Raw genomic sequence first — 13,911 nt, forward strand, 5'->3', positions numbered from 1 at the left:
GCGTGTAGATGAAGCGAGTGCGTCGCCTGTTGGTTATCGGCTGCTTTTGGCTGCCCTTGATTGCATTGGCAAGGCCCGAAGCGGTGCCCACGGTTGCCCTGGAACCTGCCCAGCAGCAATGGCTGGATACACATCGTAGCCTGCGTGTCGGCCTGGTGTTGCAGGCGCCCTACGCTCAGTTCGACCGGCGCCTGCAGCAACTGTACGGTGCCAACGTGGAACTGGTGAGCAGCCTGGCGCAGGCGCTGCGGCTGGACCTTACCTGGCGCAACTTCGCCGACCAGGCCAGCCTCGAACATGCCCTCCAGGCCGGCGAAATCGACTTTGCCCCGGGGCTTACCCAGACCCCTGCCAGCCTGCGTCTGTGGCTGTTCAGCGACCCTTACATGCGCGTGCCGCAACTGGTGGTGGGGCCGCGCACCGGGACGATGGCCGTGGAACTGGAAACGCTCGGAGCCGAGCAGCGGGTGGCGGTGCGCATGCCCAGCCAGCTGGCGGACTACCTGCGCGGTAACTACAGCAACCTCAACCTGCAAGGGGTACCCAACGAGCGCGAGGCCCTGCAATTGGTGGTGGGCGGCCAGGCCAGTTTCGCCGTGCTGGATGAAGCTCAGCTCAGCCGCCTGTCGCGCGAAAGCGAGTTTGGCGAGCTGGCTGTGGTCGGCGATATCGGCCTGCCGCAACTGTTGCGCATCGGTTCGCGGCGCGACTGGCCGCTGCTGGCTGATGTGCTGGAGCGTGGCCTGCAGGCGCTGCCGGCCAAGGAACTTGAGCAACTGCACCAGCGTTGGCTGCAGCCAAAGTACCCACGCTTGAGCGAGTCGACAGGATTCTGGAAGAACCTGGCACTGCTGTTCGGCTTGCTGCTGTTGTGCGCGCTGGCCACCCTGGTGTGGCAGCGTCGGCAACAGCGCCAGCTGGAGCGCAGCCTGTTGGCCACGCGCGAAAGTCTTGTGGAGCGGCAAGTGCGCGAAGAAGCGTTGCGCCTGAGTCAGTTTGCCATCGACCAGAGCACGGTGGGCATCCTCTGGGTCAACTGGGACAGCCACGTACGCTACGCCAACCATGCCGTCGAGCGCATGCTGGGCTACGGCGAAGGCGCACTGCTGGAGCGGCCGCTTAGCGACTTTGAACCCAGCCTGACCATGGATCGCTGGCTGGAGCTGTGGAAGGGCGCACGTACCGGGGCGGGCGGTGTTGGTCAGTTCGAGACGCAGTGCCGCCGGGCTGACCACAGCCTGTTGCCGGTCGAGCTGTCGCTGAGTTTTCTGCGCTTTCGTGACTCCGAGTACCTGGTGGTGTACCTCGCCGATGTCACCGAGCGCTACCGCGCCCTGGCGGCCCTGCGCGAAAGCGAGGCGCGGCTCAAGGGCATTGCCGGCAACGTGCCGGGGCTGGTGTTCCGCCTGGAGCGCGACCCGGCCGAGGGCGACCTGGAATTCCCCTACATCAGCGAAGGCAGCGAGGCCTTGGTGGGCTATTCGCCCAGTGAGATCCAGGACCCGCAGATGGGCCTGCGCAACCTGGTGCACCCTGAGGACCGTGCCGATTACCACCGGGTGCAGGACCTGGCCTTGGCCAGCGACCAGGACTGGTCCTGGCAGGGGCGCATCCTCACCCGCCAGGGTGAACAGCGCTGGGCCGACATCAAAGCCAGTACCCGGCGCCTGGGTAACGGCCGGGTGGTATGGGACGGTGTGGTTTGGGACATCACGCAGGGCAAGCGGGCCGAGCTGGCGCTGGCCAGGTCCCAGGAGCAGCTGCGCGAACTGTCGGCCCACCTGGAAAGCGTGCGTGAGGAAGAAAAAGCCCGCATCGCCCGAGAAGTGCACGATGAACTGGGGCAGATGCTGACCGTGCTCAAGCTGGAAGTGTCGATGTGCGAGCTGGCCTTCGCCGAGCTGGACCCGGGGCTGAACGAGCGGCTGGCCAGCATGAAGCGCCTGATCGCCCAGCTGTTCCAGCTGGTGCGCGACGTAGCCACTGCCTTGCGTCCTCCGATTCTCGATGCCGGCATCGCCTCGGCCATTGAATGGCAGGCGCGGCGCTTTGAAGCACGCACGCAAATCCCCTGCCTGGTGCAAGTACCGGATAATCTGCCAGCATTGAGCGATGCCAAGGCCATCGGGCTGTTCCGTATCCTCCAAGAGGCGCTGACCAACGTGATGCGCCATGCCCAGGCCCATAGCGTGGAGATCGAACTGGTGCGTGAGCACGGGCAATTGCGCATGACCGTCAGCGATGACGGCCAGGGCTTTTGCCGCGACCAGCCTCGGCCCACCTCGTTCGGCCTGGTAGGGGTACGTGAGCGGGTGCTGATGCTGGGCGGCAGCATGGCGCTGGACAGTGAACCGGGCGAAGGCACCAGCCTGAGCGTGGCCATACCGTTGGAGTAGGAGAGCGATCGTGATTCGAGTGCTGGTGGCCGAAGACCACACCATTGTCCGTGAGGGCATCAAGCAGTTGATTGGCCTGGCCAAGGACATGCAGGTGGCGGGGGAAGCCGGTAACGGCGAGCAGTTGCTGGAAACCTTGCGCCACACCCCGTGCGAGGTGGTACTGCTGGATATTTCGATGCCGGGCGTGAATGGCCTGGAAGCGATTCCGCGAATCCGCGCGTTGCAGGACGCCCCGGCGATCCTGATGCTGTCGATGCACGATGAAGCGCAGATGGCGGCGCGGGCGCTGAAGGCCGGAGCGGCGGGCTATGCCACCAAGGACAGCGACCCGGCGCTGTTGCTGACGGCGATTCGCCGGGTTGCCGCTGGCGGGCGCTATATCGACCCGGCGCTGGCCGACCGCATGGTCTTCGAGGTGGGCCTGACCGAGTCGCGGCCGTTGCACACCCTGCTGTCGGAGCGAGAGTTTTCGGTGTTCGAACGCCTGGCCCAGGGCGCCAACGTCAACGACATCGCCCAGCAGCTGGCGCTGTCGAGCAAGACCATCAGCACCCACAAGGCGCGCCTGATGCAGAAGCTGAAAGTGAATTCGCTGGCTGAGCTGGTGAAGTACGCCATGGAGCACAAGCTGGTCTGATTGCGACATGCCTGTTCTCGGAACTTGCCGAGGTCCCTGTGGGAGCGGGCGTGCCCGCGAAAGGGCCTGACATGCCGATCTCTATGGCTGAACCGGCCCCTTCGCGGGCATGCCCGCTCCCACAGGTTGGGCGGGTGGCTCGGATGAGCATTCCAAACCCGCCATCTTTGTAGGGGAATCCCTACAACAAATCTTCCATCCGGATGATGGCATTCTCTCAGCACCCCCGATTTTCCGGCGCTTGCCGCTTGTCTAGTCTATGCCTACGCAGTCATCCAACAAGAAGGTGCAGGCATGAGCGAGGCGAAGTCGAACGCTGCAACCAGCGAAACGCTGGTCAGCTTCCGTGGTGTGCAGAAGAGCTACGACGGCGAGTCGCTGATCGTCAAAGACCTCAATCTGGATATTCGCAAGGGCGAGTTCCTTACCCTGCTTGGCCCGTCCGGCTCGGGCAAGACCACCAGCCTGATGATGCTGGCTGGCTTCGAAACCCCCACCGCCGGTGAAATCCAGCTGGCCGGGCGTTCGATCAACAACGTGCCGCCGCACAAACGCGACATCGGCATGGTGTTCCAGAACTACGCGCTGTTCCCGCACATGACCGTGGCCGAGAACCTGGCGTTCCCGCTGACCGTGCGCAACCTGAGCAAGACCGACATCAGCGAGCGGGTAAAGCGGGTGCTGAACATGGTCCAGCTCGATGCCTTCGCCAAACGCTACCCCGGCCAGCTGTCCGGCGGCCAGCAGCAGCGTGTGGCCCTGGCCCGGGCACTGGTGTTCGAGCCGCAGCTGGTTCTGATGGACGAACCGCTGGGCGCGCTGGACAAGCAGCTGCGCGAGCACATGCAGATGGAGATCAAGCACATCCACCAGCGCCTGGGCGTGACCGTGGTGTACGTGACCCACGACCAGGGCGAAGCGCTGACCATGTCCGACCGGGTGGCCGTGTTCCATCAGGGCGAAATCCAGCAAATCGCCGACCCGCGCACGCTGTACGAAGAACCCTGCAACACCTTCGTCGCCAACTTCATCGGCGAGAACAACCGCATCAACGGCACCTTGCTGGCCAGTGATGGCAAGCGCTGCCAGGTGCAGTTGCCGCGTGGCGAGCGGGTCGAGGCGCTGGCGGTGAATGTCGGCCAGGCCGGCGAGCCGGTGACCCTGTCGATCCGCCCGGAGCGCGTGCGCCTGAATGGCCACAGCGAAAGCTGTGTTAACCGTTTCTCGGGCCGGGTGGCCGAATTCATTTACCTGGGCGACCACGTGCGGGTGCGCCTGGAAGTTTGCGGCAAGGGCGATTTCTTCGTGAAACAGCCGATTGCCGAGCTCGACCCGGCCCTGGCCGTGGGCGATGTGGTACCGCTGGGCTGGGAGGTGGAGCACGCCCGCGCGCTCGATCCGATTGCCGAAGCCCATTGATGGATTGCTTCACCAACCCTGTACTGTGGAGAGAATAATAATGCGCAAGCAGTTGAAACTGACCGCCCTGGCCCTGGGGCTGTTCGCCGCTGGCCAGGCCATGGCCGCAGACCTGACTGTTGTCTCGTTTGGTGGTGCCAACAAGGCGGCCCAGGTGAAGGCGTTCTACGAACCGTGGGAGAAGGCCGGCAAGGGCAAGATCATCGCAGGCGAGTACAACGGCGAGATGGCCAAGGTCAAAGCCATGGTCGACACCAAGAGCGTGTCGTGGAACCTGGTGGAAGTGGAGTCGCCAGAGTTGGCCCGTGGCTGTGACGAGGGCATGTTCGAAGAACTCGACCCGGCCCTGTTCGGTAATGAGGCCGACTATGTGCCGGGTGCCATTCAGCCATGTGGTGTTGGCTTCTTCGTATGGTCCACGGTGCTGGCCTACAACGCCGACAAGCTGAAGACCGCACCGACCAGCTGGGCCGATTTCTGGGATACCAAGAAATTCCCGGGTAAGCGCGGCCTGCGCAAGGGCGCCAAGTACACCCTGGAATTCGCCCTGATGGCCGACGGTGTGGCGCCGAAGGATGTGTACCAGGTGCTGGGCACCAAAGAGGGCGTGGACCGCGCCTTCAAGAAGCTCGACGAACTCAAGCCAAGCATCCAGTGGTGGGAAGCCGGCGCCCAGCCGCCGCAGTACCTGGCCTCGGGTGACGTGGTCATGAGCTCTGCCTACAACGGCCGCATCGCTGCGGTGCAGAAAGAGAGCAACCTGAAGGTGGTGTGGAACGGCGGCATCTACGACTTCGATGCCTGGGCCATCCCGAAAGGTGCCAAGGATGTCGAGGAAGCGAAGAAATTCATCGCCTTCAGCGTGCAGCCAGAGCAGCAGAAGACCTACTCCGAGAACATCGCCTACGGCCCGGCCAATTCCAAGGCCGTGAGCCTGCTGTCGGACGCTGTGAAGAAGGACATGCCGACCACGCCTGAAAACATCGCCAACCAGGTGCAGATCGATGTGGCCTTCTGGGCCGACAACAGCGAGCAGCTGGAGCAGCGCTTCAACGCCTGGGCGGCGAAGAAGTAAACGACCAGTGTAGGGGGCCGCTTTGCGGCCCATCGCCGGCAAGCCAGCTCCCACAGGGGGCCGCTCTAGAGCCAGCGCAGTATCTGTAGGAGCTGGCTTGCCTGCGATGGGCTGCGCAGCAGCCCCATTTTCAGTTCGTATCGCGGAGTTCGCCATGGCCATTGCAGTGCCCCTCAAAGAAGGCGCAGGTCCAAGTCTCAAGCAGCGCCTCAAGCATGCCGAGCGGGTCAACCGCTGGAAGGCGCAGGCGTTGATCGCGCCGCTGGCGCTGTTTCTCCTGCTGGTGTTCCTGGTGCCTATTGCGGCGCTGCTGTACAAGAGCGTCGGCAACCCGGAAGTGGTTGGCGGCTTGCCGCGCACCGTTGGCGTCATCACCCAGTGGGATGGCAAGAGCCTGCCGGGCGAGGACGTTTACAAGGCGTTGAGCCAGGATTTGGCCGAATCGCGCAAGAACCAGACCTTGGGCGACCTTTCCAAGCGCCTGAACATGGAGCTCGCCGGTTACCGCAGCCTGTTGGCAAAGACCGCGCGGGCGCTGCCGTTCAAGAGCGAACCCGCTTCGTATAAAGATGCCTTGCAGGCTCTCGACGAGCGTTGGGGCGACCCGGCCTACTGGCAGGCAATCCGCCGCAACACCAGTACGGTCACCTCTTTCTACCTGCTGGCTTCGCTCGACCACCGTATCGATGACCTTGGCGAACTGGCCAAGGCCACCCCGGACCAGGCCATTTACCTGGACATCTTCGCCCGCACCCTGTGGATGGGTGTGGTGATTACCGCAATCTGCCTGGTGCTGGCCTACCCGCTGGCGTACCTGCTGGCCAACCTGCCGACCCGGCAGAGCAACCTGCTGATGATCCTGGTGCTGCTGCCGTTCTGGACCTCGATCCTGGTGCGGGTGGCGGCGTGGATCGTGCTGCTGCAGTCGGGCGGCCTGATCAACAGCGCGCTGATGGCCATGGGCATCATCGACCAGCCGCTGGAACTGGTGTTCAACCGCACCGGCGTGTACATCTCGATGGTGCACATCCTGTTGCCTTTCATGATCCTGCCGCTGTACAGCGTGATGAAGGGCATTTCGCCGAGCTACATGCGTGCGGCGATCTCGCTGGGCTGCCACCCGTTCGCCAGTTTCTGGCGGGTCTACTTCCCGCAGACCTACGCCGGGGTTGGCGCTGGTTGCCTGCTGGTGTTCATTCTGGCCATCGGCTACTACATCACCCCGGCACTGCTGGGCAGCCCGAATGACCAGATGGTCAGCTACTTTGTGGCCTTCTACACCAACACCAGCATCAACTGGGGCATGGCCACCGCGCTTGGCGGGCTGTTGCTGCTGGCGACCGTGCTGTTGTACCTGATCTATAGCTGGCTGGTCGGCGCCAGCCGCCTGCGCCTGAGCTGAGGAGCCTTGTCATGCTGAGCCCTTACATGTCGCCCGTGGAGCGGGTGTGGTTCTACAGCCTGCGCATTCTTTGCGGCTTGATCCTGCTGTTCCTCATATTGCCGGTGCTGGTGATAGTGCCGCTGTCGTTCAACAGTGGCAGCTTCCTGGTGTACCCGCTGCAGGGCTTCTCGCTGCAGTGGTACCAGGACTTCTTCGGTTCGGCCGAGTGGATGCGGGCCTTGAAGAACAGCATCATCGTCGCCCCGGCAGCCACGGTGCTGGCCATGGTGTTCGGCACCCTGGCGGCCATCGGCCTGACCCGTGGCGACTTCCCGGGCAAGTCGCTGGTGATGGCGCTGGTGATTTCGCCGATGGTGGTGCCGGTGGTGATCATCGGTGTGGCCAGCTACCTGTTCTTCGCCCCGCTGGGCATGGGCAACAGCTTCACCTCGCTGATTCTGGTGCATGCGGTACTCGGCGTGCCGTTCGTGATCATTACCGTGTCGGCGACCTTGCAGGGCTTCAACTACAACCTGGTGCGTGCGGCAGCCAGCCTGGGCGCCTCGCCACTGCTGACTTTCCGCCGGGTAACCCTGCCGTTGATCGCGCCCGGGGTGATTTCGGGGGCGTTGTTCGCCTTTGCCACGTCGTTTGACGAAGTAGTGGTGACCCTTTTCCTGGCCGGGCCGGAGCAGGCGACCCTGCCGCGACAGATGTTCAGTGGTATTCGCGAGAACCTGAGCCCGACCATTGCCGCGGCGGCGACCTTGCTGATTGCCTTCTCGGTAGTGTTGCTGCTGACCCTGGAATGGTTGCGTGGGCGTAGCGAGAAGCTGAGGACCCAGCAGCCGACTTGATTAGTAGCTCAAGGCCTGCGCATTACCCTTGTAGGAGCAGCCTTGTGCTGCGAAGAGGCCGGTAAGACAAAAGCTATTCTTCGGCCCTACCGGCCTCTTCGCAGCACAAGGCTGCTCCTACAGACGCGAAGAGGCCGGTACAGGTTGATGCTAATCAGCCTTCATCCGCTTCCCTGGGTTACAATGCGCGCCACCGTGATTCTGCCAACAGGTGCGCCATGCAGCCCTACGCTATTGCCCCCTCCATTCTCTCCGCCGATTTCGCCCGTCTGGGCGAGGACGTCGACAAGGTATTGGCCGCGGGTGCCGACATCGTCCACTTCGATGTGATGGACAACCACTACGTCCCCAACCTGACCATCGGTCCGATGGTCTGCACCGCTTTGCGCAAGTACGGCGTCACCGCCCCGATCGACGTGCACCTGATGGTCAGCCCGGTCGACCGCATCATCGGCGACTTCATCGAAGCTGGTGCCACCTACATCACCTTCCACCCGGAAGCCTCGCAGCACATCGACCGTTCTCTGCAGTTGATCAAGGACGGTGGTTGCAAGGCCGGTCTGGTGTTCAACCCGGCCACCAGCCTGGATGCCTTGAAGTATGTGATGGACAAGATCGACATGGTGCTGCTGATGAGCGTCAACCCGGGCTTTGGCGGGCAGAAGTTCATCCCTGGCACCCTCGACAAGCTGCGCGAGGCGCGTGCGCTGATCGACGCCAGCGGCCGTGATATCCGCCTGGAAATCGACGGTGGCGTCAACGTCAACAACATCCGCGAAATCGCTGCCGCTGGCGCCGACACTTTCGTGGCCGGCTCGGCGATCTTCAACGCCCCGGATTACCAGGAAGTAATCGCCAGGATGCGCGCCGAACTGGCTCAGGCCCGCCCATGAGCGGCTTCGAGCAGCTGTTCCCCGGGACGCTGCCCAGGCTGGTGATGTTCGATCTGGACGGTACCCTGATCGATTCCGTGCCAGACCTGGCCGCCGCCGTGGACCGCATGCTGCTCGAACTGGGGCGCCCGCCTGCCGGCCTGGAGGCGGTGCGCCACTGGGTGGGCAACGGTGCCCAGGTGCTGGTGCGCCGGGCGCTGGCCGGCGGCATCGACCACGCTGCCGTGGAAGATGCGCTGGCCGACCAGGCGCTGGCGCTGTTCATGGACGCCTATGCCGAAAGCCACGAACTGACCGTGGTCTACCCCGGTGTGCAGGACACCCTGCGCTGGCTGCGCAAGCAGGGCGTGGAGATGGCTCTGATCACCAACAAGCCCGAGCGCTTCGTTGGCCCGCTGCTGGACCAGATGAAGATCGGCAACTACTTCCGCTGGATCATCGGTGGCGACACTCTGCCGCAGAAAAAGCCCGACCCTGCGGCGTTGCTGTTCGTCATGCAGATGGCCGGTGTCACCCCGCAGCAGTCGCTGTTTGTCGGCGATTCACGCAGTGACGTGCTGGCGGCCAAGGCGGCTGGCGTGCAGTGCGTCGGCCTGACCTACGGCTACAACCATGGCCGGCCGATCCACGACGAATCCCCCAGCCTGGTGATCGACGACCTGCGTGCATTGCTGCCCGGTTGCGCAGACCCGGCCACTGGGATAACGTTGGCGGACCTTCAAGCCTCACAAGACAGAGAGTCCACCGTGGCGGTTACCGGCAAATTCTGGATGAAAGTCATCAAGGCCTTGGCCCGTTGGCGTTGGCGCGCCTGACTTCAGCCTGCCGGCGCGTGCCGGCCCGTCCGTTTGCCTGACCTATTGCTGCTTGCCACGAGGCTACCCATGACCCGCGAAGAATTCCTGCGCCTGGCCGCTGCCGGCTACAACCGCATTCCCCTGGCCTGCGAAACCCTGGCCGACTTCGACACGCCGTTGTCGATCTATCTGAAACTGGCCGACCAGCCCAACTCGTACCTGCTCGAATCGGTGCAGGGCGGCGAGAAATGGGGCCGTTACTCGATGATCGGCCTGCCGTCGCGCACCGTGATGCGTGTGCACGGTTACCACGTCAGCATCCTGCAGGATGGCGTGGAGGTGGAAAGCCACGATGTCGAAGACCCGCTGGCCTTCGTCGAAACCTTCAAGGACCGTTACAAGGTCGCCGATATCCCTGGCCTGCCGCGCTTCAACGGCGGCCTGGTCGGCTACTTCGGCTACGACTGCGTGCGCTATGTGGAAAAGCGCCTGGGCACCAGCCCCAACCCGGACCCGCTGGGTGTGCCGGATATCCTGCTGATGGTGTCCGATGCGGTGGTGGTGTTCGACAACCTGGCGGGCAAGATGCACGCGATCGTGCTGGTCGACCCGGCGGAAGAGCAGGCTTTCGAACAGGGCCAGGCACGCCTGCAAGGCCTGCTGGAAACCCTGCGTCAGCCGATCACTCCACGCCGTGGCCTGGACCTGAGTGGCCCGCAGGCTGCCGAGCCGGAATTCCGCTCCAGCTATACCCGCGAGGATTACGAGAACGCCGTCGGCCGCATCAAGGAATACATCCTGGCTGGTGACTGCATGCAGGTGGTGCCGTCGCAGCGCATGTCGATCGACTTCAAGGCGGCGCCTATCGACCTGTACCGCGCGCTGCGCTGCTTCAACCCGACGCCGTACATGTACTTCTTCAACTTTGGCGACTTCCATGTGGTCGGCAGCTCGCCCGAGGTGCTGGTACGCGTCGAGGACAACCTGGTCACCGTACGCCCGATTGCCGGCACCCGCCCGCGTGGTGCTACCGAAGAGGCCGACCGCGCGCTGGAAGACGACCTGCTGTCGGACGACAAGGAAATTGCCGAGCACCTGATGCTCATCGACCTGGGCCGTAACGACGTCGGGCGCGTGTCCTCGACCGGCAGCGTGCGCCTGACCGAGAAGATGGTGATCGAGCGTTACTCCAACGTGATGCACATTGTGTCCAACGTCACTGGCCAGCTGCGCGAAGGGCTGACGGCGATGGACGCACTGCGGGCGATACTGCCGGCCGGTACGCTGTCGGGTGCGCCGAAAATTCGTGCGATGGAAATCATCGACGAGCTGGAGCCGGTCAAACGTGGGGTTTACGGTGGTGCCGTCGGTTACTTCGCATGGAACGGCAACATGGATACCGCCATTGCCATCCGTACCGCGGTAATCAAGGACGGTGAGCTGCATGTGCAGGCCGGGGGTGGCATCGTTGCCGACTCGGTGCCGGCGCTGGAATGGGAAGAGACCATCAACAAGCGCCGAGCGATGTTCCGCGCGGTGGCGTTGGCTGAGCAGACTTCCGCCAAATAAGTTGATCGGGGCCGCAAAGCGGCCCCATCAATTCAAAAGTCGACGCTGATGCCCAAGCTCACTCCCTGCTGCGTCAATTCATCACTCTTGCGCCAGTTGTAGTTGCCGCGCAAATGCACCCCCGCCACCACTTCATGGCTCACCCCCAGGCTCGCCCGGGTCAGGTCGCTGTGCGGCGTATACCCTGTCACGGTGAAATCGTTCGCCGGCAGGCTGGTCAGGTGCATCGTCACATCCTGCTGGTCATCCTCGAACTCGTGCTCCTGCGCCACCTCGGCGAACAGCCGAGTACCTGGCAGCACCTGCACGCTACCCAGCAACCCCACGCCCAAACGGCGTGATGTACGTTCCTGGTCATCGAAACCCAGCGCCGTCGAGCGCCCGGTCTTCTCGTCATAGCCATCCACCTTCACTCGCGCATAGTCGGCGCTGATGAACGGCGCCAGCTGCCAGCTGCTGCTCTCGGCTGCCAGGTTGTAGCCCAGTCGCCCCGACATCGCCCAGGCCTCGCCATTGGTGTCGCCCTTTTCGCTGCGGTCGTTCACGCCAAGGGCGAAGGTGCGCTTGAGGTCGCTGTAGTCCAGGTGCCCGGCGGTCAGCGCCGCGTCGGCCCACCAGCGGTCCTGGCGGTATTGGGCGAAGGCGCTGGCAAGGTAGCTGTCCAGCTTGTAGTCCGAGTCCTGTGCGCCGGCTTCCAGCTTCTGCCGGTACACGCCTCCGGCCAGGCCCAGGCGCCATGCATCGTTCAGGCGGTAGCTGCCGCCCAGAGTCAGGTTGTAGCCGCGGCCGTCGCCGCTGGCCGCGCTGCGCTGGCCGTCGATGTCCAGGTCCTGTGCGCCGGTGGCAACGAAGGCCTGCCACTGGCCAACTGCCTGCCAGGGTGTCTGCCACTGGTTGCGCAGTTCGTCCTGGTGAGCGCGTAGGCTGGCGTGGGCCATTTCCGGGAGCAAGGTCAGTTCCCAGGGGGCGGCGATGATCGAATAGGCGTAGTCGGCAATCAGTTGCTGGCCGGCAATGGTCGGGTGCACCGAGTCGTTGAACAGCAGCTTGGTCGGGTCTGGCGTGGCGCCGTTGATGCCATACACGGGATTTCCCACACAGCCTTCGCCGCTGTAGCAGGTGCCGACCAGATTCTGGCCGCTGGCCAGGCCGAACTGCTCGGGGCTGGCCAGCGCTTCGCTCAGCAGCACAGGGATGTTCAGCGGAATGATTTCGGCATCGATCTGCCCCAGTTGGCTGAGCAGCGACTGGTTGAACGCGCCGGATAGCCGCGACAGTGGGTTTTGTTGCGGCGTACCGCTGAAGTTCGGTGTTTGCCCGAGGTCGGGCAGCAGCCAGACCATGATGTAGCGGGCGCCGCCTTGCTGCAGGGCCTGGGCGCTGGCGGCCAGGCGGGCGCCGGCGGCCACGGCATCGGTCGGGCTGTTGACCAGGCCTTGCAGGAAGTCATTGCCGCCGCCAGTCAGGTAATACAACGCGTTGGGGTCGGCGCGCAGGCCGTTGGCCAGGTAGCCCGGTTTATCACGCAGTACCAGCCCGGCGCCGGGTCGCCCTGGCGGGATGACGGTTTCGGAGGTACTGGTTATCGAGTCCAGGATCTGCTGGGTGGTGTAGCCACCGACTGCCCAGTTGTTGCCGTCGGGAAGGCCCAGCACCGGATTGACCGGTGAGGTGGAAGGGCCAAGCTCGGTCGGGCTCACACCGAGCCGCCCGCCCAGGATCATCGGTGACACTGGCGCATAATTGCCATTGGCATCGCGGTTGGTGAAGCGCACCCCGCCAAACTGCCCGGCGTCGCTGAGGCTGTCACCAAACACGATCATGCTGGAGTAGGGCGAGGGTGTCGCGAAGGCCTGGCTGCAGGCTAACGTCAATGAGGCGAGGGTAAAGCGCAATAACGGTGCTTTTCGCATCAGGGAACATCCTTTTCTTTGTTTTTATCAGGACAACCCCATCGACCTTAGCAAATCGCAGTGCATCCCTCCCAAGTCCATTCGTTTCCCCGTGTTTACGGGCATATTGCGCCCGCCGCCCCGGTAGGCTACTGTGCCGGAACGTATGAGCGAGACCTATCCTGTGTTGATCGTCAGCAAACTCTTGATGCGCGTTATCAAGGCCCACGCCCGTTGGCGTTGGCGCGCCTGACTTTATCCCCTGCCGGCCCGTCCGGCCCGCCCCCGTTTGCCTTCCTGACTACCGCCCCTGAATGGCCAAGCTGCGCCTTTGGCAGAAGCAGGAAGGTTCGAATTTTGAAGTCAGTAGATTCAAGAGGTTTAACCCGATGTTACTGATGATCGACAATTACGACTCATTCACTTACAACGTCGTTCAGTACCTTGGCGAGCTGGGTGCCGATGTAAAGGTCATTCGCAATGACGAAATGACCATTGCCCAGATCGAAGCCCTCAATCCCGAGCGCATCGTCGTATCTCCAGGCCCGTGCACGCCGAGCGAGGCGGGCGTGTCCATCGAGGCCATCCTGCACTTTGCCGGCAAGCTGCCGATCCTTGGCGTATGCCTGGGCCACCAGTCCATCGGCCAGGCCTTTGGTGGTGATGTGGTACGTGCCCGCCAGGTGATGCACGGCAAGACCAGCCCGGTACATCACCGTGACCTGGGCGTGTTCGCCGGCCTCAACAACCCGTTGACCGTTACCCGTTACCACTCGCTGGTGGTAAAGCGCGAAACCTTGCCCGACTGCCTGGAAGTGACCGCCTGGACCGCCCATGCTGACGGCTCGGTCGACGAGATCATGGGCTTGCGCCACAAGACGCTGAATATCGAAGGGGTGCAGTTCCACCCCGAGTCGATCCTGACCGAACAGGGCCACGAACTGTTCGCCAACTTCCTCAAGCAGACCGGCGGCCGCCGCTAAGGATCG

At 63.4% G+C, this 13,911-nt stretch carries 11 protein-coding genes; 10 read left to right on the plus strand and 1 reads right to left on the minus strand.

The genetic code is table 11. The features are described from left to right. Positions 1–8 precede the first annotated feature (8 nt). From GEV38_RS02430 to trpE, 9 genes are all read left to right on the plus strand, one after another. Complete coding sequence (locus GEV38_RS02430; protein WP_054573710.1) at positions 9–2,396, plus strand: PAS domain S-box protein; 2,388 nt, start codon at positions 9–11, stop codon at positions 2,394–2,396. A 7-nt stretch (positions 2,397–2,403) separates the two neighbouring features. After that, a complete protein-coding gene (locus GEV38_RS02435) occupies positions 2,404–3,036 on the plus strand; it encodes a response regulator transcription factor (protein WP_169774891.1) in 633 nt (210 codons plus the stop codon). A gap of 294 nt (positions 3,037–3,330) precedes the next feature. After that, positions 3,331–4,455 (plus strand): ABC transporter ATP-binding protein, encoded by a 1,125-nt coding sequence (locus GEV38_RS02440; RefSeq protein WP_012270208.1) that lies wholly within the window; start codon positions 3,331–3,333, stop codon positions 4,453–4,455. Between the two features lie 40 nt (positions 4,456–4,495). Then, positions 4,496–5,530: an ABC transporter substrate-binding protein gene (locus tag GEV38_RS02445; RefSeq protein WP_015268730.1), complete on the plus strand. Its 1,035-nt coding sequence runs from the start codon at positions 4,496–4,498 to the stop codon at positions 5,528–5,530. Between the two features lie 154 nt (positions 5,531–5,684). Next, the gene (locus tag GEV38_RS02450) at positions 5,685–6,932 is read left to right on the plus strand and encodes an ABC transporter permease (RefSeq protein WP_013970602.1); all 1,248 of its coding nucleotides are present in this window, start codon (positions 5,685–5,687) and stop codon (positions 6,930–6,932) included. 11 nt (positions 6,933–6,943) lie between these two features. Further along, on the plus strand, positions 6,944–7,771 hold the full coding sequence (locus GEV38_RS02455; RefSeq protein WP_015268731.1) for an ABC transporter permease: 828 nt from the start codon (positions 6,944–6,946) through the stop codon (positions 7,769–7,771). 218 nt (positions 7,772–7,989) lie between these two features. Continuing rightward, positions 7,990–8,664, plus strand: a complete 675-nt coding sequence (gene rpe / locus GEV38_RS02460) for a ribulose-phosphate 3-epimerase (RefSeq protein WP_003260678.1) — start codon at positions 7,990–7,992, stop codon at positions 8,662–8,664. After that, the gene (locus GEV38_RS02465) at positions 8,661–9,479 is read left to right on the plus strand and encodes a phosphoglycolate phosphatase (protein WP_013970605.1); all 819 of its coding nucleotides are present in this window, start codon (positions 8,661–8,663) and stop codon (positions 9,477–9,479) included. Before rpe ends, GEV38_RS02465 begins: the two co-directional genes overlap by 4 nt. Positions 9,480–9,548: 69 nt before the next feature. Further along, positions 9,549–11,030: an anthranilate synthase component I gene (gene trpE, locus GEV38_RS02470; protein WP_054573711.1), complete on the plus strand. Its 1,482-nt coding sequence runs from the start codon at positions 9,549–9,551 to the stop codon at positions 11,028–11,030. A gap of 32 nt (positions 11,031–11,062) precedes the next feature. Here the strand turns inward: trpE and estP are convergent, their stop codons facing one another. After that, positions 11,063–12,943: an esterase EstP gene (estP, locus tag GEV38_RS02475; protein ID WP_173895550.1), complete on the minus strand. Its 1,881-nt coding sequence runs from the start codon at positions 12,941–12,943 to the stop codon at positions 11,063–11,065. A gap of 368 nt (positions 12,944–13,311) precedes the next feature. Between estP and GEV38_RS02480 the strand changes: the two genes are divergently transcribed. Then, positions 13,312–13,905, plus strand: coding sequence for an aminodeoxychorismate/anthranilate synthase component II (locus tag GEV38_RS02480; RefSeq protein WP_015268734.1), 594 nt, complete (start codon positions 13,312–13,314; stop codon positions 13,903–13,905). The last annotated feature ends 6 nt before the right edge of the window (positions 13,906–13,911 follow it).

Source organism: Pseudomonas sp. 13159349 (assembly GCF_013305685.1).
GTDB classification, from domain to species: Bacteria; Pseudomonadota; Gammaproteobacteria; order Pseudomonadales; family Pseudomonadaceae; genus Aquipseudomonas; species Aquipseudomonas asiatica.